Genomic DNA, 20,855 nt, shown 5'->3' with positions numbered 1-20,855 from the left:
CCTCCTCTTTTAAAAAATATCCCGCGCCCGCCGGGGCGGCGGGGCGGGCGCGGGCGGCCCCCCGCCCCCACGGAACTCCCTTCCCGCGCCGGTTCCTAAACGCCGGACGCGGTTTCGCTGCCCCTGTTCTTATTCTTTCGCCGCAATTCGTCGGCGCACGCCACAAAGAGGTGGACATGCGACGCTTCATTCTTCTCGGCTGCACGCTGTCGGCCGCCGCGACCTTTACGGCACCGAGCGCGAACGCCGCAAGCGGCAGGCCCTCCATCGAGGCCCCGAGCGAGGATCCGATCGTCACTTACACGCGGACGGGCGGGTTCGCCGGCCTCCACGACACCGTGACCGTTGACGCCACCGGCGTGGCGCACATCTCGCCCGAGCAGGCGACGGTCGCCCTCACCCCGGACGAACTCGACGGCCTCCGCGCCGACCTGGACCGGATCCGGACCTGGTGGTCCTCGCCGGCCGGATGCGACATCGCGGACCACCTCGCCTACTCCATCACCTACGGCGACCGGCGGGCGCGCAGGTGTCACGTCGTACCCCGCGACTGGCGGCCTGCCGTCGCGCGGCTCGACGGGCTGCGGGCCCGCGTGCGACCGGTCGGGCCCGGCGGAGCCTGACCGCTGCGGACCGGTCACCACGCGGCCGCACGGGGCGGGTGCACGCCGTACCCGCCCCCCTCCCTTGAGGCGAGAGCAGGTTCAGAAGCGGGCCGGGGCGCCGAGGTCGGCGAGCGCGTGGTCGAGCAGGTCCTCCAGGGCGGGGATGTCGCGGGCGGCGATCGTTCGATCGGGCTGCTCGGGCAGCAGGTCGAGGACCGTGCGCAGGTCCCAGTACGGGTCGTGCCGGTAGCCGCCGGACACCTGGTCGAAGGAGGCCGAGAAGCGGTCGGCGGCCGTGACGTCGTAGCGGAGGGCCAGCGCGCGGCGCATGTGGGCGATGTCGATGGCGACCGGACCGTACGACGCGTTGGACCAGTCGACGATGCCGGTGAGGCGGCCGCCGGCCCACAGCGTGTTGTCGGGGTGGTAGTCGCGGTGGATGAAGTGTGCCGCGGCGCCCGGCGTGGGCCCGGCGGCGACGTCCAGGGCGTGCTCCCACAGCGCCGGTCGCCGGGCGTGCCGTGGGGCGAGCCGGATCTCCAGGCGGTTGTACGGCCGGTAGGGCGGCATGGTCGACGCCCCGGCGACGGCGTGGACGGGCAGCAGCGCGGCGGCCAACTGGATGAGGTATTCGGAGAGCTCGGCGCAGGAGGGGCGGGGCGGATGGCCCGGCAGCCGGGTGATCAACAGTGCGGGGACGTCACAGTGCGCCCCGGAGGGGTCCGCCGCCACGAGCGCGGGGGTGGGGATCTCGCACGCGGTGAGCAGGGTCAGGGCCGCGATCTCCAGCTCGGGGGAGAAGTCGATGTCGAGCACCGGCCAGCCGGACGACGCCCAGCGGCGCAGCACCAGGCGATGCACGGTGCCCGAGCGGCTCTCGGCGAGGACCGCGTGGTTGACATGGGCCAGCCCGCCGATCATGGGCCGGACCATTTTCACCTCACTGCCGGGCCCCAGGCATTTTTCGATCCAGCGCAGCGTGGCGGTGCTCGGCGGATCGGAGAGCGTGGGGAAGGTCACGACCTCCATGAAAACGGATTCGGCCGAGGATCGGTAGTGATTTTGACGACAGGAGGCAGACCGAACGGCATGTCATTGCGGGCTCGGCGAGTGAATTGCCGTTAATGATGCAATTAATGGAGAGTGGCCGCTCTGGGGTGAATTGCGAGCGGCCATCCCCTCAGTCCTTGCCGTCCCGTCGCGGCCGCAAGAGCGCCTCGGCCAGTGCCAGCATCGTCTCCTCCAGCGTGACGAGCCGTTTCATCAGGTCCTCATGGACGGTCGTCACCTGCTTGGTCACGTCGTGCTGCACGCCGACGACCCGTTGGGAGACGTCGTCGTGCACCCCGACCACCTGGCGCAGAAGGTCCTCGCGAAGGATCTCCATGTGCTTGGTCAGATCGACCCGGGACGCCTCAATGATCTTCGACAGCGTCTCCTCGGTCTCGTCTCGATCGGGTCGCGCCCGCAACTCGTCGAGGAGGGGGTCGACCGCCTCGGACAGGCGCTTCTCCAGGGCGTCGAACCGGTCGGTGGGGTCGATGAACGGGCGGTCGCCGATCGCGGCGATCTTGCGGTGCAACTCGTTGATCTCCAGCGTCGCGGGCAGCCGGTCGAGCTGCTGATCGACCCCTTCGACGCGGTCACAGGCTCCGTCCACCTTCGCCTCCAGTGCCTGGAAATGACCCTCGACACCGCGGATCTTGCCGGACAGGCCCTCCAGCCGCCCGTCGATGCCGTCGAGTCGGCCACCGACCCCCTCGACCCGGCCGTTGACGGCCTCCAGGCCCTGCTCGACCCGCTCGGCCATGTCGTGCAGCGACTGGTCGACCTTGCCGGCCACCCCGTTGATCTCGTGCTCGAGCTTCTCGGACCGGTGCCCGAGGTCGGCGAGCGTCTTGTCCAGCCGGTTGAACCGGACCGACGCGGCCTCCATGGTGCCGGCGAGCCGGTCGAGCCGCTTGGTCAGGTCGTCCATCTGCTGGGCGGCCTGCAGCGTCGCCTCGGTGATGCTCCGGCTGGAGTCCAGCACGGCCTGGATCCGGGCCAGCCCCTCGTCGACGTTCTCGGCGATGACGCCCACGTCGGCCCACAGGGAGGGCAGCTCGGCGACCGGCTTGACCTTCTCGCCCACCGACTCGATGTGCTCGGCCAGCCCCTCGGCCCACTCCGGGGGCTTGCCGCACAGCTCGTCGACCTGTCCGCGGACGGTGTCGAGCTGGGTCGTCAGCCCGGTGAGCTCACGCTCCCGGACCTCACGGAGCAGCCACTCTATTCCCTCCAGCCGCTGGTGGATCTCGTCCAGCAGCTGGCCCGTCGAACGCTGCTCATAGACATGATCTTGCGCCGCGCGGGCTAGCAATTCTCGCATTCGGTCCGAGACCGGCTGACCCCCTGTCTGCAGGAAGTTGTGATTGGTGTCCACCCGGGTACTCCTTCGTTCGCCCTGCCGGAAATGGCGGCGGCATGGATCGCGAGGAGACACTCTATTGAGCTGACCAAGGTCATCGAGCCGGAGAAAAGAAATTCAGGGGAAAGAGATTATGTCCGGTGCGGCAAAGCGCCCTTTTTCAGGCGCGGCGATGCCGGCCCTCGTACGAGATCCCGGCCGGGTGGCCGCAGACGGCGGGGGTGTGGGAGGTGCCGCGCCACATCAGGCGGTCGAGCTCGCCCCGTCCGAGGAACACCCCGCGGCAGCGGGAGCACTCCTCGAACACGATGCCGCTTCGCTGGAAGGTCACCATTCCGGCACCGCACTTCGGACACCGCAGTACGGCGTCGGCCATCGTCGTCCCCCGTCTTCGCCCGCACCCGGATCGCGGGCGCCCGTCATCGCGCCCGCGGCGCGACCTGCCGGTCGCCAAGAGTAGTCAGGCGGACACCGCCGTCACCGTGGTCTTTGCCGGACTCTGGCGTGTCGCCCCCAGCCCTGGACGGACGACCTGCCCTGCCGCCGGATGCGGGCGCTCGCGATCTCGCCCGCGCCGCGCGTGCCCCGCGCGCTCAGGCCTCCCGGCAGATGAGGGCGGTCGGGGCGTCGCCCACGCGGGTGAGCACCAGGACGCGCGCCTCGGTGCCGTCGGTGCGCAGGTCGCGGCGCAGCCGTTCCACGTCTCCGGCGAAGCCGCGCTTCATGATCGTCAGAGTGCCCGTCCGCTGGGCGCGCAGCGCCGCCCGTACCCGCTTCACGCCGAACGGCAGGACGTCCAAAATCTCGTACGGGCGCGCGAACGGCGTCGCGCGCGACACGTCGGAGGTGATGTAGGCGATCCGCGGGTCGGCCAGGGCCCCGTCGAGCAGGGCCGCGGCCTCGGCGACGAGGTGGGCCCGGACCACGGCGCCGTCCGGTTCGTACAGATAACGGCGCCAGCCGGCCACCGGCGGCGCCCCCAGGGCCGGATCGGCCACCAGGGTCGCCGGCTCCCGGTCCTGTCGCAGCAGAGTCGCCCGGCGCGGCGTGTCGCCCGCCAGGTCGCCGAGCCACAGCGCCGCCTCCTTCACCTCTCCGGCGTCGGAGATCCACTCCGCCTCCGCGCCCGGCGGGACCGCCTCGTGCGGGATGCCCGGGGCGACCTTGACGCAGGCGCCCGGCGCGCGGCCGGCGAGGTCCAGCACCGTGCCGAGCGGCGGCAGGTACGCGTCCGGGTCGAACACCCGCCCGCGGGCCGTACGGCGGCCGGGGTCGGCGAAGACGGCGGCGTACCCGCCCGGGTCCTGCGCGGCGGCGTCGCCGGTCCGTACGTCCGCCAGGTCCGCCAGGCCGAAGGCGCGGAGGTTGGCCCGCGCGACGGCGGCGGTGAGCGGATCGAGCTCGACGCCTACGCCGCCGACGCCCGTACGGGCGCGGGCGAGGAGATCGCCGCCGATGCCGCAGCCGAGGTCGAGCACCCGGCCACCCGGGGAGAGCCGGTCGGCGAACCGCCGCGCCCGGTGGCGGGCGACACTGGCCCGGGTGGCCTGTTCGAGGCCCTGCGGGGTGAAGTACATCCGGTCCGCGTCGGCGCCGAACTTCGCCCGGCCGCGCTCCCGGAGCCGGGCCTGCGTCAGCGCGGCGCCGACGAGGTCGGCCGGGTGGCGGGCCCGCAGGCGGGCGACCATGGCAGGCAGCGTGCGCTCGTCGGCACCGGCGGCGCCGATCTCGCCGAGCAGTTCTTGACCTTCCGGGGTGAGGAGCTCCTCGAACGCGGCGATGTCCACCCGACGACGGTAGTCGCCGGACGCACCCGGGACGCAGCTGGCCACCGGCGAAGATTCACAAACGGCTCATATAACGACAGGTGGGCGGCGCGCGGGGGTCCGTGTTGACGGGTTCCCGGACCCCGGCATAATCTCCAACTGGCACTCTCCCTATGAGAGTGCCAATCAAGCGACAGGCTGGTCTGGCACCCGCGACGGCAGGCCACCATCGTCGCGTCTCCAACATGCGGCTGGCCGATCTGGTCGGCCGAGGATACGCAATCGAAGGGGAAGGTCAGATCGTGTCGACCGCCACCAAGGTTGTTCTCAAGCCGCTCGAGGACCGCATCGTCGTCCAGCCTCTTGAGGCCGAGCAGACCACCGCGTCGGGTCTGGTCATCCCGGACACGGCCAAGGAGAAGCCCCAGGAGGGCACCGTCCTCGCCGTTGGGCCGGGTCGCTTCGACGACAAGGGCGAGAAGCGCGTACCGCTCGACGTCAAGGTCGGGGACGTCGTCCTCTACAGCAAGTACGGCGGCACCGAGGTCAAGTACAACAACGAGGAGTACCTCGTTCTGTCGGCCCGCGACGTGCTCGCCGTCGTCGAGAAGTAAGACACCCGAACAGATGCGCCGCCCCGGTCGTACCCCATTGAGGGTGGCCGGGGCTGCGCACGTCCCCGGACATCCATACTTGGAGCTTCCCAATGCCGAAGATCCTGGAGTTCGACGAGGGAGCGCGCCGCGCCCTTGAGCGTGGCGTCAACGCCCTCGCGGACGCCGTCAAGGTGACGATCGGCCCGCGCGGCCGCAACGTCGTCATCGACAAGAAGTGGGGCGCCCCCACCATCACGAACGACGGTGTCACCATCGCGCGTGAGGTGGAGCTCGACGACCCGTACGAGAACCTTGGCGCGCAGCTCGCCAAGGAGGTCGCCACCAAGACCAACGACATCGCGGGTGACGGCACCACCACCGCGACGGTCCTGGCGCAGGCGCTCGTCCGCGAGGGGCTGCGCAACGTCGCCGCCGGCGCGTCGCCGATCAGCCTCAAGCGGGGCATCGACGCCGCCGCCAACTACGTCTCCGAGCAGCTGCTCAAGTCGGCCCGTGAGGTGACCGACAAGGAGTCGATCGCGCACGTCGCCACCATCTCCGCCCAGGACGCCAAGATCGGCGAGCTCATCGCCGAGGCGTTCGACAAGGTGGGCAAGGACGGTGTCATCACCGTCGAGGAGGCCCACACGATGGGCCTGGAGCTGGAGTTCACCGAGGGTCTCCAGTTCGACAAGGGCTACCTGTCGCCGTACATGGTGACCGACCCGGAGCGCATGGAGGCGGTCCTCGAGGACGCCTACATCCTCATCCACGACGGCAAGATCTCCAACGTCACGGAGTTCCTGCCGCTGGCGGAGAAGGTCGCCCAGACCCGCAAGCCGCTGCTGGTCGTCGCCGAGGACGTCGAGGGCGAGGCCCTGGCGCTCCTCGTGCAGAACAAGCTGCGCGGCACGTTCGTCAGCGTCGCGGTGAAGGCGCCGGGCTTCGGCGACCGCCGCAAGGCGATGCTGGAGGACATGGCCGTCCTCACCGGTGGCCAGGTCGTCACGGAGGCCGTCGGCCTCAAGCTCGACAGCGTCGACCTCGACGTGCTGGGCCGCGCCCGGCGCGTGACGGTCACCAAGGACGCCACCACGGTCGTGGACGGCTCGGGCGAGGCGGCCGCGATCGAGGACCGGATCCGCCAGATCCGCCGCGAGATCGAGGGCAGCGACTCCGACTGGGACCGCGAGAAGCTCCAGGAGCGGCTCGCCAAGCTGGCCGGGGGCGTCTGCGTCCTGCGCGTCGGCGCCGCGACCGAGGTGGAGCTCAAGGAGAAGAAGCACCGCCTCGAGGACGCCATCTCCGCCACCCGCGCGGCGATCGAGGAGGGCATCGTCTCCGGCGGCGGCAGCGCGCTGGTGCACGTCTCCAAGGAGGGCTTCGACGCCCTCGGCCTGTCCGGTGACGAGGCCACCGGCGCCGAGGCGGTCCGCCGCGCCCTGGTCGAGCCGCAGCGCTGGATCGCCGAGAACGGCGGCTGGGAAGGCTACGTCGTCGTCGCCAAGGTCGAGACGCTGCCGGTCGGCTCCGGCTTCAACGCCGCCAGCGGTGAGTACGGCGACCTGATCGCCCAGGGCGTCATCGACCCGGTCAAGGTGACCCGCTCCGCGGTCAGCAACGCCGCGTCGATCGCCGGCATGCTGCTCACCACCGAGGCGCTCGTCGCCGACAAGCCCGAGGAGGAGCCGGACGCCGCCGCGGGCGGCCACGGCCACGGCCACGGTCACTGATCATCGATCGGCCGCGACACCGCGGCCGGCGGATCACACGGATGCCCTCGCCACGCGCCTGGCGGGGGCATCCGTCGTTCATCGGGCACGGTCGGTGACCGCGATCGACGCTGCCATCACACTCAGCGACCGTGATCGTTCGCGTGGTCACACTCAGCGACCGCAATCGCGTTGGGATCAGCACTGTGACCATTCCGTTGTCGTCAACGATGCAGACAGGCGCGATCTCGGTGGGCATCATGCTTTCGTGACCGAGGGAGCGATCGCCGGGGCCGCGGTTCGGGGTGCCACCGCCGAACTACGGGGGAGACGACCGGCTAAGGCGGACGACAATGACCTCAGGGAACTCACGATCCTTGCCGTCCAGGGAGACCGCGAAGCGGTCGAATCCCTGATCGGACGGGTCCGCCCGATGGTCGTGCGCTACTGCCGGGCACGGCTCGGCCGGGTGTCCGGGCAATACCACATCGCGGACGACGTCGCCCAGGAGGTGTGCATCGCCGTCCTCGGCGCGCTGCCGCGCTACCGCGACATGGGCCGCCCCTTCGCGTCCTTCGTCTTCGGCATCGCGTCACACAAGATCGCCGACGCGCTGCGCAGCGCCATCCGGGCGGCCGTGCCGACCGAGGACCTGCCCGACGGCCCCGACGAGGGCCCGGGCCCGGAGGAGACGGTCGTCCGCTACATCGAGGCGGAGCGCGCGCGGGACCTTCTCGACCGGTTGCCGGATCATCAACGGGAATTGGTCCTCTTGCGGGTGGTGGCGGGTCTGTCCGCCGAGGAGACCGGTAATGTACTGGGCATGTCAGCCGGGGCCGTACGCGTCGCCCAGCACCGGGCTCTCGCCCGTCTTCGAGCGATGGCGAGTGAGGAGTCGATCGCTTGACCGGTGGGGGTTCCGCCACTCCCGAGCCGCTCGACCTCAGTGAGATCACCAGCAGCGGCGATCTGTTCGACGCCTTGGCCGCACGCCGCGTCACCGATCCGGGTTCCGGATCCGCCGTCTCCGACGACCCGGCCGCCCGTCTGCTGGCCGCCCTGGTCGCCGACGTGGACGCGGGCGCACCACCACTGCCCGCCCCCGCCCGCGTCTCCTGCGCGACGTCCAAGACCTCCGGACGCCCCGTGGTCCGGGCGTTCGTCACCTTCGGCGCGGTCGCGGTCATGCTGACGACGGCCGGCGCCGCGGTCGCGGGCGGCGGCGGGCCGAAGGCGCACGCTCCATCGGCCCGGCACCAGCTCACGGAACGCTCCAAGGCCCGCATCGAGTCGATCGGCCGGCCGCTCCCCAGCGGACCCCGGCCCGCGGTGGACCGGACCCCCGCCGGCAAGGCGGACCCCACACCGACCACGACCAAGGCGTCCGCGTCGCACACTCCGAAGAAGGGGCGCGGCTCCGCTTTCGTGGCGCCGTCTTCGGCGCGGCCCTCCGGCAGCCCCTCGGCGACCCCGACCTCGACCCCGTCGCCGGGTACGCCGACCGAGTCGCCCTCGCCGGTCTCGACTCCGACCGCGACCCCGCAGCCTGATGACACCGCCATCGCGCCGCAGCGCCGGGCGCGGCACCAGGTCACCGAGCCGAAGGCGGGCGCGCCGGACCGGACGGTACGCGCCCGGTAAGGCACCGGAGCGACGCGTCCGGTAGCGGCGGATTTCCCCGCATGTCGGGCACCATGGGCGGGGCTTTTGCCGAGCATCCGGTACGGCCCCGCACGACCGCCCCAAGGAGATGGCGGGCGATCTCGACAGATCACCCACCCGGGTCGTCCGGCCTGTCTTATCGGCGTCTACTGAGAGAAGAATTCTCTCCCCTGAGTAGACACCACCAGAAACGACGCTCCGCCCGGCGGGCGGACTCTGCCCGGCCGACACGGTCCGCACACGCACAGGTCGACCAGCGCATGATCCACCGGCCAGGCATTGGACGCCTAGCTCGACTGGCCTTCCTCGCTGTCGATGACGCCGTCGACGTACCCGCGGGCGTACTCCCAGCTGACGTAGTCCTCGGGGGCCGCGGCGATGGCCGGCTCGTGGACCCGGGGCAACCCCTCGTCGAGTAGGTGGCGCAGGTTGCCGTGCAGGAGGTCCCAGTCGATGTGGTGCGCGCGACCGCAGTCGCCGCACTCGACGGTGAGGCCCTTGATGCCGAGAGGCTCCAGGAGAGCGCGGAAGACCTCCAGGTCGGCGAGGTCGGCCAGCACGTCCTCCCGCTCCGTCGTGCTCAGCGGAGCGGTCTCGTCGCTCGGGTCGCCGAGCGCCGACGCCGGGTCCTCGGGATCATTCGCGAACGGATCGAGCGGAGCGTCATCGTGCACAAACCCACGCTACCCGAGTATCGGCCGCCGATTCGTGCCTTGTCGCCGCGCTTGGCCGGTCGTTCGACGCGGCGGACTAGGATGGGAGGAACGCTTCGCTGATCAGGCCCGACACCGCGACCCCTTCCGGATGATGCCCATGACTTCCGCGCCCGAGCACGCCAAGTTCGCCCCCCAGGGGCTCACCTACGATGACGTGCTGCTCGTGCCCGCCTACTCCGATCTCGGACCGGGTGACGCCGACACGACGAGCCGCCTGTCGCGATCGATCACGCTGCGCATCCCGCTCGTGTCCGCCGCGATGGACACCGTCACCGAGGCGCGGATGGCCGTCGCCATGGCCCGCCAGGGCGGGCTCGGCGTGCTGCACCGCAACCTGTCGATCGACGAGCAGGCCCAGCAGGTCGACCTCGTCAAGCGCTCCGAGGCCGGCATGGTGAACAACCCGGTGACCTGCTCGCCGGACGACACCCTCGCCGACGTCGAGGCGCTGTGCGCCCACTATCGGATCTCCGGTGTTCCGGTGACCGACGCCGACGGCGTGCTCGTCGGCATCGTGACCAACCGCGACATGCGGTTCGAGACCAACGCCGCGCGCCCGGTGCGCGAGGTGATGACCCGGATGCCGCTGGTGACGGCCCCGGTCGGGGTCTCCCGTGACGAGGCGTTCGCGCTGCTGCGCGCCAACAAGGTGGAGAAGCTTCCGCTCGTCGACGGCGCCGGCCGGCTGCGCGGCCTGATCACGGTGAAGGACTTCACCAAGAGCGAGCAGTACCCCCTCGCCACCAAGGACTCCGCCGGCCGCCTCGTGGTCGGCGCGGGCGTCGGTGTCGGCGAGGAGGCCGAGCTGCGCGCGAAGGCGCTGATCGAGGCCGGTGTCGACGTCCTGGTCGTGGACACCGCGCACGGGCACTCCCGCGGCATGCTCGACATGGTCGCCAAGCTCAAGGCCAACAGCGGCGCCGACGTCATCGCGGGCAACATCGCGACGCGGGCCGGGGCGCAGGCGCTCGTCGACGCCGGTGCGGACGCCGTCAAGGTCGGCGTCGGCCCGGGCTCGATCTGCACGACCCGGGTGGTCGCCGGTGTCGGGGCGCCGCAGGTCACCGCGATCTTCGAGGCGGCGCTGGCGTGCCGGCCCGCAGGCGTACCGGTGATCGGCGACGGCGGCCTGCAGTACTCCGGCGACATCGCCAAGGCGATCGCCGCGGGCGCCGACACGGTGATGCTCGGGTCGCTGCTCGCGGGCTGTGAGGAGAGCCCCGGCGAGCTGATCTTCATCAACGGCAAGCAGTACAAGACCTACCGGGGCATGGGCTCGCTCGGCGCGATGAAGAACCGCGAGCGCGGCGGTTCCTTCAGCAAGGACCGGTACTCCCAGGAGGACGTGACCGGCGAGGACAAGCTGATCCCCGAGGGCATCGAGGGCCAGGTGCCCTACCGCGGGCCGATCGCCGCCGTTTCGCACCAGCTGATCGGTGGCCTGCGGCAGGCGATGTGGTACACCGGCTCGCGCACCATCGGCGACCTGCAGGAGAACGGCGTGCTGATGCCGATCACCGGGGCGGGCCTGCGGGAGAGCCACCCGCACGACATCCAGATGACCGTCGAAGCGCCCAACTACCAGGTTCGCTGAGAGTTTCCTCCGGCCGTGGCCCGCTGCGGTCACGGCCGGCGCATGGAGAGGACGTACATGGCTGAGGTCGAGATCGGGCGGGGCAAGAGCGGCCGTCGGGCGTACGCGCTCGACGAGATCGGCATCGTCCCGTCGCGGCGCACCCGGGATCCGGAGGAGGTCAGCGTCGCCTGGCAGATCGACGCGTACCGCTTCGAGATGCCGCTGGTCGTCGCCCCGATGGACAGCGTGGTCAGCCCGGCGACGGCGATCGCCATCGGGCGCCTCGGCGGCCTGGGCGTGCTCGACCTCGAGGGGCTGTGGACCCGGTACGAGAACCCCGACTCCCTGCTGGCCGAGATCGCCTCGCTGGACGACGCGGCGGCGACGCGGCGGCTGCAGGAGCTGTACGCCGAGCCGATCAAGGAGGAGCTGATCGGGCGGCGCATCGAGGAGATCCGGGACGCGGGCGTGACGGTCGCGGCGCGACTGTCGCCGCAGCGCACGGCGCAGTACCACAAGGCGGTCATCGACGCCGGGGTCGACCTGTTCGTGATCCGCGGCACGACGGTCAGCGCGGAGCACGTCTCCGGGCGGGCCGAGCCGCTCAACCTCAAGCAGTTCATCTACGACCTCGACGTCCCGGTGATCGTCGGCGGCTGTGCCACGTACACGGCGGCCCTGCACCTGATGCGCACCGGCGCGGCCGGCGTCCTCGTCGGGTTCGGCGGCGGCTCGGGCCACACGACCCGTACGGTCCTCGGCGTCGCGGTGCCGATGGCGACGGCCGTCTCCGACGTCGCGGCGGCCCGGCGCGACTACCTCGACGAGTCCGGCGGCCGGTACGTCCACGTCATCGCGGACGGCGGCATGCGCCAGTCCGGTGACATCGCCAAGGCCCTCGCGGTCGGCGCGGACGCGGTGATGGTCGGGTCGCCGTTCGCGCGGTCGACGGAGGCGCCCGGCCGGGGCTACCACTGGGGCAGCGAGGCGCACCACGAGGAGCTGCCGCGCGGCAAGCGCGTCGAGCTCGGATCGATCGGCACGCTCGAGCAGATCCTGTACGGCCCGTCGAACGTCGCCGACGGCTCGATGAACCTCATCGGCGCGCTCCGCCGGGCCATGGCCACCGCGGGCTACTCCGACCTCAAGGAGTTCCAGCGCGTTCAGGTCGTGGTGGCGCCGCACTAAGCCGTATTGAGCCCTCCGCGCGGAGACGCGTGCCGAAGCTCACATCCGTCCCTTTGACGCAGTGCGTCGGCCGGTAAGTGTTTTGTGACGGCCGGGGTACCGACGTAGCGTGGTGACGCAGACGTCGAGGGAGTAGGGCATGGCGGTTGAGGACGCTGAGAACCAGGTGAACCGGTCGCGGCTCGGCCCGGCCGAGCGCGCGGCGGCGCTGGACCGGATCGGCGGCGGCGAGGAGTTCGACGTCGTCGTCGTCGGCGGCGGGATCGTCGGTGCCGGGGTGGCCCTGGACGCCGCGACCCGGGGCCTGAGCGTGGCGCTGGTGGAGGCCCGTGACTTCGCCGCCGGCACCTCCTCCCGGTCGTCCAAGCTGATCCACGGCGGCCTGCGCTACCTCGAGCAGCGCGACTTCGAGCTGGTCCGCGAGGCGCTGACCGAGCGCGGGCTGCTGCTCGGCCGGATCGCGCCGCACCTCGTACGTCCCGTGCCGTTCCTGTTCCCGATGACCCACCACGTGTGGGAGCGCGCCTACATCGGGGCGGGCGTGGCCCTGTACGACGCGCTGTCGCTCTCGATGGGGCAGGACCGTGGCGTGCCCCATCACCGGCACCTGACGCGCACCCAGGCGCTGCGCATCGCCCCGTCGCTGCGCCGGGACTCCTTCGTCGGCGCGATCCAGTACTGGGACGCCCAGGTGGACGACGCACGTTACGTCATGATGGCGCTGCGCACGGCGGCGGCGTACGGCGCGCAGATCGCCTCGCGCACGCAGGCCGTGGGCTTCCTGCGCGAGGGCGAGCGGGTGACCGGCGTGCGCGTGCGGGACCTGGAGTCCGACCGGCAGCTCGAGGTGCGCGCCAAGCAGGTCGTCAACGCGACCGGGGTGTGGACCGACGACATCCAGGAGCTCGTCGGCGGGCGCGGTCAGATCCACGTCCGCGCGTCCAAGGGCGTGCACCTGGTGGTGCCCCGGGACCGCATCCACTCCTCCAGCGGGGTGATCCTGCGCACGGAGAAGTCGGTGCTGTTCGTCATCCCGTGGGGCCGGCACTGGATCATCGGCACGACCGACACGGCCTGGGACCTGGACAAGGACCACCCGGCCGCGTCCAAGGCCGACATCGACTACGTCCTCGAGCACGTCAACGCCGTGCTGAACACGCCCCTCACCCATGACGACGTCGAAGGGGTGTACGCCGGGCTGCGCCCGCTGCTGTCCGGCGAGTCGGAGGAGACCTCGAAGCTGTCCCGCGAGCACGTGGTCGCGCACCCGGTGCCGGGCCTGGTCGTGATCGCCGGCGGCAAGTACACCACCTACCGGGTGATGGCCAAGGACGCCGTGGACGCGGTCGCGCACGGGCTGGACGGCAAGGTCCCGGAGTCCTGCACGGACCAGATCGCCCTGGTCGGCGGCAACGGCTTCCAGGCGGCGTGGAACTCCCGGCACCGCCTGGCCGAGTCCTCGGGGCTGCACGTGGCGCGCGTCGAGCACCTGCTGCGGCGCTACGGCACGCTGACGGAGGACCTGCTCGCGCTGATCGAGGAGCGGCCGGACCTCGGCAGGCCGCTCGAGGGCGCCGACGACTACCTGCGCGCCGAGGTGGTGTACGCCGCGACCCACGAGGGCGCCCGGCACCTCAACGACGTGCTGACCCGGCGGACGCGGATCGCGATCGAGACGTGGGACCGGGGGATCGGCGCGGCGCGCGAGGCCGCCGAACTGCTCGCGCCCGAGCTGGGCTGGTCGACGGAGCAGACCGAGCGGGAGATCGAGTACTACCACAAGCGCGTCGAGGCGGAGCGTGACTCCCAGGCGCAGGTGGACGACCAGGACGCCGACGCGACCCGTCGCGGGGCGCCGGACATCGTCCCGGTCGCCACTCCCTGAGGTTTACCGAGAATCTGAGATTCCGGCGGCCGGATCCGGCCGTTCAGTTCGCCACGAATACCGGCATATGTCGGCTTTTGACAGCAGCGACTCCTGTAGGGTTTCCGGGCTAATGGTGCTAATGCCCGAAAAATCCGGCTTGGACAGGAGTTCGCGTGGCAAGGTCGCTGACGCGCACGGTGGCAGTACTGACGACCGGCCTGCTGGTCGCCGGAATCGCGGCGGAGGGTGACGCCGCCCCCTCCGCGCACGGGCGCGCCGCCGCCGCCGTACGGGCGGCCGGGTCCGGCATCGACGCGCAGGCGCTCAGTGAGACCGAACTGCTCGGCGCTCAGGCCAAAAAGAAGAAGAAGAAGGTGAGCGTACGGACCGGTCCGGTCTTCAACTCGCCGACGGGCAGCAAGACCAGGCAGCACGCGATCGCGACCCAGGTCGCCCAGCTCATCGCCGGCGCGCCCAAGGGCGCGGTCATCTACGTGGCGATGTACCACTTCTCCACGCAGGACCTGGCCACGCAGCTCGTCAAGGCGAAGAAGCGGAAGGTCAACGTGCGGGTGGTCCTGGACAATGAGTCCGCGGGCTACAAGGCGTACAAGACGCTGAAGAAGGCGCTGGGCACGAACCGGAAGAAGTCCTCCTGGGTCACCCTGTGCGCGAAGGGGCGGGGCTGCATCGGGCCGCAGTTCAACCACAACAAGTTCTTCCTCTTCTCCACCACGCGCAAGTCGAAGAAGGTCGTGGTCCAGACCTCGGCGAACGCCACGTACAACGCGCGTGACCTGCAGTGGAACGACGCGCTGACGCTGAAGAGCGCGAGCGTGTACGCGGCCTACCGGCGCTACTTCTACGACCTCGCCAAGCAGCACCACACCGGCAATTACCACCGGACCGTGCGCGCCGGAAAGTACCGGATGGACTTCTTCCCCTGGTCGACGGGCGACCCGGTCAGCCAGGCGCTGGACAAGGTGTCGTGCACCGGCGGCACCCGCCTCCGGATCGTCATGGGCCACTTCACCTGGCGGCCGATCGCGCAGCGCCTCTGGAAGCTGGACGACGCCGGGTGCCAGGTCCAGGTCGTGTTCGGCCACGTGGGCCAGTCGGCCCTGCGGGACCTGACGAAGAAGGGCGGCCGCCACGGCGGTCCCGAGGTGCGGTACCTGCCGGAGAACGGCCACGCGTACGAGCACTCGAAGTACCTGCTGCTCGACGGCCGCTACCAGGGCAAGACGCAGAAGGTCGTGTTCACCGGCAGCAGCAACTACACCGACCCCGGCTTCCACGCCCACGACGAGGCGATGATCACCATCGCCGACGCCGCCCTGGAGAAGAGCTACGTCACGAACTTCGGCACGGTCTTCGGACGCGGCAAGGCCATCACGTCCGCCGACGCCGGGATGAAGGCGTCCGGCGTCGTGGAGCCGGACTACGCCGACGACACCGCCGAGAGCGACAACTGACGCCGGGCCCCGGGCCGTACGGGTGAGCACGCCCGACCGTACGGCCCGGGGCGTGCGTCACTCCGGGGACGAGCCCAGGAGGAGGCCGACGCCGGGGCCGTACAGCTCGGCCGGCACCCGGTCGGGGTCGAGCAGGTGCTGCAGCGCCAGCCCGAACTCGATCGCCATGGCGAGCGAGGCCCGGTCCTCGGGGGACATCTCTGACGAGCCGGTGGACAGCCCGGCGGCGATCTCCTCCCGGCGGGCGTGGTACCAGTCGGCGATCCGCCAGCCCGCCGAGAAGTCGCGCATCCCGAACAGCCACAGCTCGACCAGCAGGAGCGCCCGCATCCGGGTCTCCTCGTCCGACATCCGCTCGACGTAGTGCCGTCCGATGTCGGCGGACCGCTCGTCCGGCGAGCGCTCGGAGTCGCGCAGGGCGGGGCAGGTGCCGAGGCCGGGCTCGGCCTGGGTGTAGCGCTCCAGCAGGGCGAGGACCAGGTCCGACTTGCCGGCGAAGTTGGAGTAGACCGCGCCCTTAGTGAGCCCGGCCTGGCCGGCGATCTCGTCGAGCGAGGCTCCGCGGATCCCCCGCTCCGCCCACAGCCGCTCCGCCGCGTCCAGGAGGGCGGCCCGGGTCTGGGCCCGCCGTTCCTGCCGGGGTGTGCGGACCTCTTCGTTGCCTGTGGACCGGTCCGGGCCGGAGATCATTCTGCCCCCTCGTCTCGACGGTTCCTCGCCTCACTCTCCGGAATACACCGTGTACCGCAATCCGAGCCAGCAAATGCAGAACAAGGTGACTCCGGAACGCACCGAAATGGCATTGAGGACAGGAGATGTGGCGCTGACCACGCAGGCGAATCATTACCGGGCAGTAGCCATGAGGAGGACTCGCGTCTTAGAGTTCCGTGCATGAACGCACCCGCAGCGGCGTCCACCGACGCGCGCGTCACCGTTCCCGACCTGCCCGCGGAGGTGGTCGAGCGGCTCACCTCCCGCGTCGCCTCCAGCGGCGCGACGGTCCGGATGGCCGCGCCGTTCAGCGGAGAGCCGGTCGCCACGCTGCCGGTCTCGACCGGGGCGGACGTCGCCGCCGCGTACGAGCGCGCCCGCGCCGCCCAGGAGTCGTGGGCGCGGCTGTCCCCGGCCCGGCGCGCCGAGCCGTTCCTGCGGTTCCACGACGCGATCCTCGACCGCCGCGCGGACATCCTCGACCTCGTCCAGCTCGAGACCGGCAAGGCCCGCCGGCACGCCTTCGAGGAGGTCCTCGACGCCGCGGGCTGCACGCTCTACCACGCGCGCCGGGCCCCGGGCCTGCTGCGGCCGCGCCGCCGCCAGGGCATCATGCCCGCCGCCACCCGCGTCATCGAGCTGCGCCATCCCAAGGGCGTCGTCGGGGTCATCTCGCCGTGGAACTACCCCCTCGCCCTCGGCCTGACCGACGCCGTGCCCGCCCTGCTCGCCGGGAACGCGGTCGTCCACAAGCCGGACACCCAGACCGCGCTGTCCACCCTGTGGGCGCTCGACCTGCTCATCGAGTGCGGACTGCCCGAAGAGCTGTGGCAGGTGGTGATCGGCGATCCCGAGCGGATCGGCGACCCGCTGATCGAGGGCGCCGACTACGTCGCCTTCACCGGATCGACCCGCGGCGGCCGGGCCATCGCGGACAAGGCCGCGCACCGGCTGATCGGCTACTCGCTCGAACTCGGCGGTAAGAACCCCATGCTGGTGCTCGACGACGCCGACGTCGACCGGGCCGCGCAGGGCGCCCTGCGCGCCTGCTTCACCAACGCCGGCCAGCTGTGCATCTCGATCGAACGCCTCTACGTCGACGAGAAGATCTACGACCGGTTCGCCGAGCGCTTCGTGCACCGGGTCAAGAACATGCGGCTGGGCGCCGGGTTCGACGCCGACATGGGCTCGCTCACCTCCCAGCGCCAGCTCGACACCGTCACCCGGCACGTGGAGGACGCCGTGGCGAAGGGCGCGCGGATCCTCGCCGGCGGGCGGCCGCGCCCCGGCGTCGGGCCGTACTTCTTCGAACCGACCGTCCTGGAGAACATCGCGCCGGAGATGGAGGTGTGCGCGGGCGAGACGTTCGGCCCGGTCGTCGCGCTGTACCCCTTCTCCTCCGACGACGAGGCGGTGCGCCTGGCCAACGCCACGCCGTACGGGCTCAACGCCAGCGTGTGGACCGGCGACGTCGGGCGGGGCCGCCGGCTGGCCGCCCGGATCAAGGCCGGCACCGTGAACATCAACGAGGGGTACGCCGCCGCGTACGGCTCCTACGACGCGCCCATGGGCGGGATGAAGGAGTCCGGGGTGGGCCGCCGGCACGGCGCCGAGGGACTGCTCCGCTACACCGAGGCCCAGACGGTCGCCAGCCAGCACGGCTTCGGCTTCGAACCGGTCCTCGGCATGTCGTACGAGACGTACGCCGCCCTGCTCACGAACGGCCAGAAGCTGCTGAAACGCCTTCGCCTCAGGTAGGAGCGCACGCATGGACTACGACGTCCTGGTCATCGGATCGGGCTTCGGCGGCAGCGTCACCGCCCTCCGCCTCACCGAGAAGGGGCACCGCGTCGGCGTACTCGAGGCCGGGCGCCGCTTCGACGACCCCGACGGCCCGCCCGGCCGGCGCCACCAGGACCTGCCGAAGACGTCCTGGCGCACCCGCCGCTACCTCTGGGCGCCCGGCCTCGGGATGACCGGCATCCAGCGCATCCACCTGCTGCGCGGCGAGCGGGGCTCGCGCGTCCTCGTGCTCGCCGGGGCGGGGGTCGGCGGCGGCTCGCTCGTCTACGCGAACACGCTGTACGAGCCGCCGCAGCCGTTCTTCGATGACCCGCAGTGGCGGCACATCACCGACTGGAAGGCCGAGCTGCGGCCGTACTACGCGCAGGCCAAGCGGATGCTGGGCGTCCGCGCCAACCCGACCATGACCCCCGCCGACCGGGCGATCAAGCGGGTCGCCGACCGCATGGGCCGCGGCGACACGTTCCACCTCACCCCGGTGGGCGTCCTGTTCGGCGCGGAGCCGGGCGAGGCCGTCGACGACCCGTACTTCGGCGGTGCCGGACCGCGCCGCACGACCTGCACCGAGTGCGGTTCGTGCATGACCGGCTGCCGCGTCGGCGCCAAGAACATGCTCACCGAGAACTACCTCTACCTGGCCGAACACGCCGGCGCGAAGATCATCTCCATGGCGACCGTCACCGCCGTGCGGCCGCGCCCCGGCGGCGGCTACGAGGTCGAGGTGACGCGGACCGGACGGCGCGGCGCGCGCTGGCGGCGCACGCTCACCGCCGAGCAGGTCGTCCTCTCCGCCGGCACGTACGGCACCCAGCGCCTGCTGCACCGGATGAAGAACTCCGGCACGCTGCCGCACCTGTCCGACCGCCTCGGCGTACGGACCCGGACCAACTCCGAGGCGATCCTCGGCGTCGAACGGTTCCGGAGCAAGGGCGAGGACCACTCGCGCGGGCTGGCGATCACCTCGTCGTTCCACCCGGACGAGCACACCCACATCGAACCGACCCGGTACGGCCCCGGCTCGAACGCCATGGGCGGCCTCCGCTCCCTGCTCATCGACGGCGGCGGCCGCGTGCCCCGCTGGGTCAGGTTCCTCGGACAGGTGGTGACGCACCCCTGGGACCTCGTCCGGTTGCCGAACCTGCGCAACTGGTCACGGCGCACGATCATCGCGCTGGTCATGCAGACCAACGACAACTCGATCACGGTCGAGCCGTCGCCGTCCGGGCGCGGCCTGCGGGCCCGCCGAGGGCACGGCGAGCCGAGTCCGACCTGGATCCCCCAGGCGCACCGCGCGGTCCGGATGCTCGCCGAGGAGGTGGGCGGCTTCCCGGGCGGCACCTGGCTCGACCTGTTCAACATCCCGACGACCGCGCACTTCATCGGCGGCTGCACGATCGGGAACTCGCCGGAGGAGGGCGTCATCGACCCGTACCACCGCGTGTACGGCCATCCGGGCCTGCACGTCGTGGACGGCTCCACCGTCTCGGCCAACCTCGGCGTGAACCCCTCCCTCACCATCACCGCCCAGGCCGAGCGGGCCATGGCCCTCTGGCCCAACCGCGGCGAACCGGACCCCCGCCCGGACCTCGGCGCGGCGTACACGCGCATCACCCCCGTGGCCCCGAAGAACCCGGCCGTCCCCGCCGACGCCCCCGCCGCCCTCCATCTCCCCATCACCCCCGCCTGACCTCGACTGCGACAGGAGCCGGTCGTCAGTTCGGGTAGTGGTGGATCTCGGCGAGATGGCCCGCCGCGGCGGCGAACTTGGCGTCATCGGTGAGCAGTGGCAGGTCCAGCGCTTCGGCCAGCGCGACGTACATCGCGTCGTAGGCCGTCAGGTTGTGCCGCAGCTCCAGGACTCGTGGCTGGAGCGGCTGCATCGGATATCGGGTGATGCTCAGGTCGGCGTAGTCCGCGAGCATCTGCCCGGCCCGTTCGACACTGATCCGGACCTCGGGCTTGGACGTGATCGTGAAGCCCCGGACAACGCTGGACACCTCCGCGTCGATGAGCGTTGGGGCATGTACTCGCCGGGCGAGGCGCCGACGGAGAAGGTCGTCGCCTTCGACGTTGGCCAGCAGCCGGACGATGATCGAGCAGTCCACGACGAAGGTCATCGGCGGCCGTCGTTCATGAACTCTCGCACGTCGTCCAGGCTGTAAGTGATCGGCGCGCGGGTCGCGATTCGGTCCATGACCTCTTCGATCGACGGATTGGCGGCCGCCTCGGTCATGAGATCACGCAGGTAGGCGGCGAGGGATTGCCCCCGGGCCTCCGCACGTTGCCTGAGCTTGACGACGACGTCGTCGGGGACGTCGCGCACCTGAACCACGGTTCCCATGACTCCAGCTTAGCTCTTCTGCATGCACAAAGCATGCAGAATCTCGTCGGGTCATCGATTCGGGGAGATGTCCAAGAACGATCTCCTCGGGGTGGCGTGCCCGAATGGCGGCTCTGGGGAAGGTTGCGTACTGCGATGCGATACGCACGCTACGTAATCAGACTACGCGGAGGTGTTGGACGATGGCCATTTCGATGGACATGAACAAGGTGCTGGACCGCAACTACGAGGACATGGACATGAAGAAGCTGGTCGACGCCCCGGTGGAGGCTCTGGCCGGCGTCAGCGAGAGTGACGCGGAGATGCTGAAGAAGGCGTTCGGCATCAAGACGATCGGCGACATGGGCCGCAACAAGTACATGCAGGCCGCCTACGCGATCGTCCACCTCGCGGAGGCATGTAAGTAGCGGCCGGACGTACCGCATCG

Annotated in this window: 20 protein-coding genes; 12 read left to right on the top strand and 8 right to left on the bottom strand. The window is 70.9% G+C overall.

Translation table 11 applies throughout. From position 1 onward, the window contains the following. Positions 1-176 precede the first annotated feature (176 nt). Entirely contained in the window at positions 177-623 is a 447-nt protein-coding gene (locus tag AB0K82_RS16620; RefSeq protein WP_364397698.1) for a hypothetical protein, read from the top strand. Between the two features lie 81 nt (positions 624-704). Here the strand turns inward: AB0K82_RS16620 and AB0K82_RS16615 are convergent, their stop codons facing one another. The 4 genes from AB0K82_RS16615 to AB0K82_RS16600 all read right to left on the bottom strand — a co-directional run bounded on the left by AB0K82_RS16615 (position 705) and on the right by AB0K82_RS16600 (position 4,802). Then, positions 705-1,634 carry an aminoglycoside phosphotransferase family protein gene (locus tag AB0K82_RS16615; RefSeq protein ID WP_364397696.1) on the bottom strand — a complete coding sequence of 310 codons (930 nt, stop codon included), beginning with the start codon at positions 1,632-1,634 and terminating at the stop codon, positions 705-707. 151 nt (positions 1,635-1,785) lie between these two features. After that, positions 1,786-3,030, bottom strand: coding sequence for a hypothetical protein (locus AB0K82_RS16610; protein ID WP_364397694.1), 1,245 nt, complete (start codon positions 3,028-3,030; stop codon positions 1,786-1,788). Between the two features lie 145 nt (positions 3,031-3,175). Next, the gene (locus AB0K82_RS16605; RefSeq protein ID WP_364397692.1) at positions 3,176-3,391 is read right to left on the bottom strand and encodes a zf-TFIIB domain-containing protein; all 216 of its coding nucleotides are present in this window, start codon (positions 3,389-3,391) and stop codon (positions 3,176-3,178) included. Positions 3,392-3,608: 217 nt separating this feature from the next. After that, positions 3,609-4,802 (bottom strand): SAM-dependent methyltransferase, encoded by a 1,194-nt coding sequence (locus AB0K82_RS16600; RefSeq protein WP_364397690.1) that lies wholly within the window; start codon positions 4,800-4,802, stop codon positions 3,609-3,611. A 278-nt stretch (positions 4,803-5,080) separates the two neighbouring features. Between AB0K82_RS16600 and groES the strand changes: the two genes are divergently transcribed. The 4 genes from groES to AB0K82_RS16580 all read left to right on the top strand — a co-directional run bounded on the left by groES (position 5,081) and on the right by AB0K82_RS16580 (position 8,730). Further along, positions 5,081-5,395 (top strand): co-chaperone GroES, encoded by a 315-nt coding sequence (groES, locus tag AB0K82_RS16595; protein ID WP_252785891.1) that lies wholly within the window; start codon positions 5,081-5,083, stop codon positions 5,393-5,395. A gap of 92 nt (positions 5,396-5,487) precedes the next feature. After that, positions 5,488-7,110 (top strand): chaperonin GroEL, encoded by a 1,623-nt coding sequence (gene groL / locus AB0K82_RS16590; RefSeq protein ID WP_364397688.1) that lies wholly within the window; start codon positions 5,488-5,490, stop codon positions 7,108-7,110. Between the two features lie 262 nt (positions 7,111-7,372). Then, complete coding sequence (locus AB0K82_RS16585) at positions 7,373-7,996, top strand: sigma-70 family RNA polymerase sigma factor (RefSeq protein WP_364397716.1); 624 nt, start codon at positions 7,373-7,375, stop codon at positions 7,994-7,996. After that, positions 7,993-8,730, top strand: a complete 738-nt coding sequence (locus AB0K82_RS16580) for a hypothetical protein (protein WP_364397686.1) — start codon at positions 7,993-7,995, stop codon at positions 8,728-8,730. The genes AB0K82_RS16585 and AB0K82_RS16580 overlap by 4 nt, the downstream gene beginning before the upstream one ends. 308 nt (positions 8,731-9,038) lie before the next feature. On the opposite strand, the gene AB0K82_RS16575 is transcribed toward AB0K82_RS16580, so the two are convergent. Next, a complete protein-coding gene (locus AB0K82_RS16575) occupies positions 9,039-9,425 on the bottom strand; it encodes a DUF5319 domain-containing protein (RefSeq protein WP_364397684.1) in 387 nt (128 codons plus the stop codon). 139 nt (positions 9,426-9,564) lie between these two features. Here AB0K82_RS16575 and guaB point away from each other — a divergent pair, with 139 nt between their 5' ends. The 4 genes from guaB (at position 9,565) to AB0K82_RS16555 (ending at position 15,573) form a co-directional block, all read left to right on the top strand. Beyond that, positions 9,565-11,061, top strand: coding sequence for an IMP dehydrogenase (gene guaB, locus AB0K82_RS16570; protein ID WP_364397682.1), 1,497 nt, complete (start codon positions 9,565-9,567; stop codon positions 11,059-11,061). A 57-nt stretch (positions 11,062-11,118) separates the two neighbouring features. Then, on the top strand, positions 11,119-12,231 hold the full coding sequence (locus AB0K82_RS16565) for a GuaB3 family IMP dehydrogenase-related protein (RefSeq protein ID WP_364397680.1): 1,113 nt from the start codon (positions 11,119-11,121) through the stop codon (positions 12,229-12,231). Positions 12,232-12,370: 139 nt separating this feature from the next. Then, positions 12,371-14,116 carry a glycerol-3-phosphate dehydrogenase gene (gene glpD / locus AB0K82_RS16560; RefSeq protein WP_364397678.1) on the top strand — a complete coding sequence of 582 codons (1,746 nt, stop codon included), beginning with the start codon at positions 12,371-12,373 and terminating at the stop codon, positions 14,114-14,116. A 155-nt stretch (positions 14,117-14,271) separates the two neighbouring features. Further along, positions 14,272-15,573 (top strand): phospholipase D-like domain-containing protein, encoded by a 1,302-nt coding sequence (locus AB0K82_RS16555; RefSeq protein WP_364397676.1) that lies wholly within the window; start codon positions 14,272-14,274, stop codon positions 15,571-15,573. 57 nt (positions 15,574-15,630) lie between these two features. Here AB0K82_RS16555 and AB0K82_RS16550 read toward each other — a convergent pair whose 3' ends face one another. Beyond that, complete coding sequence (locus tag AB0K82_RS16550) at positions 15,631-16,263, bottom strand: TetR/AcrR family transcriptional regulator (protein ID WP_364397674.1); 633 nt, start codon at positions 16,261-16,263, stop codon at positions 15,631-15,633. Positions 16,264-16,464: 201 nt separating this feature from the next. On the opposite strand from AB0K82_RS16550, the gene AB0K82_RS16545 reads away from it, so the two are divergent. Together AB0K82_RS16545 and AB0K82_RS16540 are read left to right on the top strand one after the other, a co-directional pair. Beyond that, complete coding sequence (locus AB0K82_RS16545; RefSeq protein WP_364397672.1) at positions 16,465-18,042, top strand: succinic semialdehyde dehydrogenase; 1,578 nt, start codon at positions 16,465-16,467, stop codon at positions 18,040-18,042. A gap of 10 nt (positions 18,043-18,052) precedes the next feature. Then, a complete protein-coding gene (locus AB0K82_RS16540) occupies positions 18,053-19,774 on the top strand; it encodes a GMC family oxidoreductase (RefSeq protein WP_364397670.1) in 1,722 nt (573 codons plus the stop codon). Between the two features lie 25 nt (positions 19,775-19,799). Here AB0K82_RS16540 and AB0K82_RS16535 read toward each other — a convergent pair whose 3' ends face one another. Both AB0K82_RS16535 and AB0K82_RS16530 read right to left on the bottom strand, forming a co-directional pair. Next, complete coding sequence (locus AB0K82_RS16535; protein ID WP_364397668.1) at positions 19,800-20,204, bottom strand: type II toxin-antitoxin system VapC family toxin; 405 nt, start codon at positions 20,202-20,204, stop codon at positions 19,800-19,802. Beyond that, positions 20,201-20,428, bottom strand: coding sequence for a hypothetical protein (locus tag AB0K82_RS16530; RefSeq protein ID WP_364397666.1), 228 nt, complete (start codon positions 20,426-20,428; stop codon positions 20,201-20,203). Before AB0K82_RS16530 ends, AB0K82_RS16535 begins: the two co-directional genes overlap by 4 nt. Positions 20,429-20,610: 182 nt before the next feature. On the opposite strand from AB0K82_RS16530, the gene AB0K82_RS16525 reads away from it, so the two are divergent. After that, positions 20,611-20,835 (top strand): hypothetical protein, encoded by a 225-nt coding sequence (locus AB0K82_RS16525; protein WP_364397664.1) that lies wholly within the window; start codon positions 20,611-20,613, stop codon positions 20,833-20,835. The last annotated feature ends 20 nt before the right edge of the window (positions 20,836-20,855 follow it).

Origin of the sequence: Actinoallomurus sp. NPDC052274 (assembly GCF_040679475.1) — a bacterium.
GTDB classification, from domain to species: Bacteria; Actinomycetota; Actinomycetes; order Streptosporangiales; family Streptosporangiaceae; genus Actinoallomurus; species Actinoallomurus liliacearum.
This window is presented reverse-complemented; position numbering and strand designations above follow the sequence as displayed.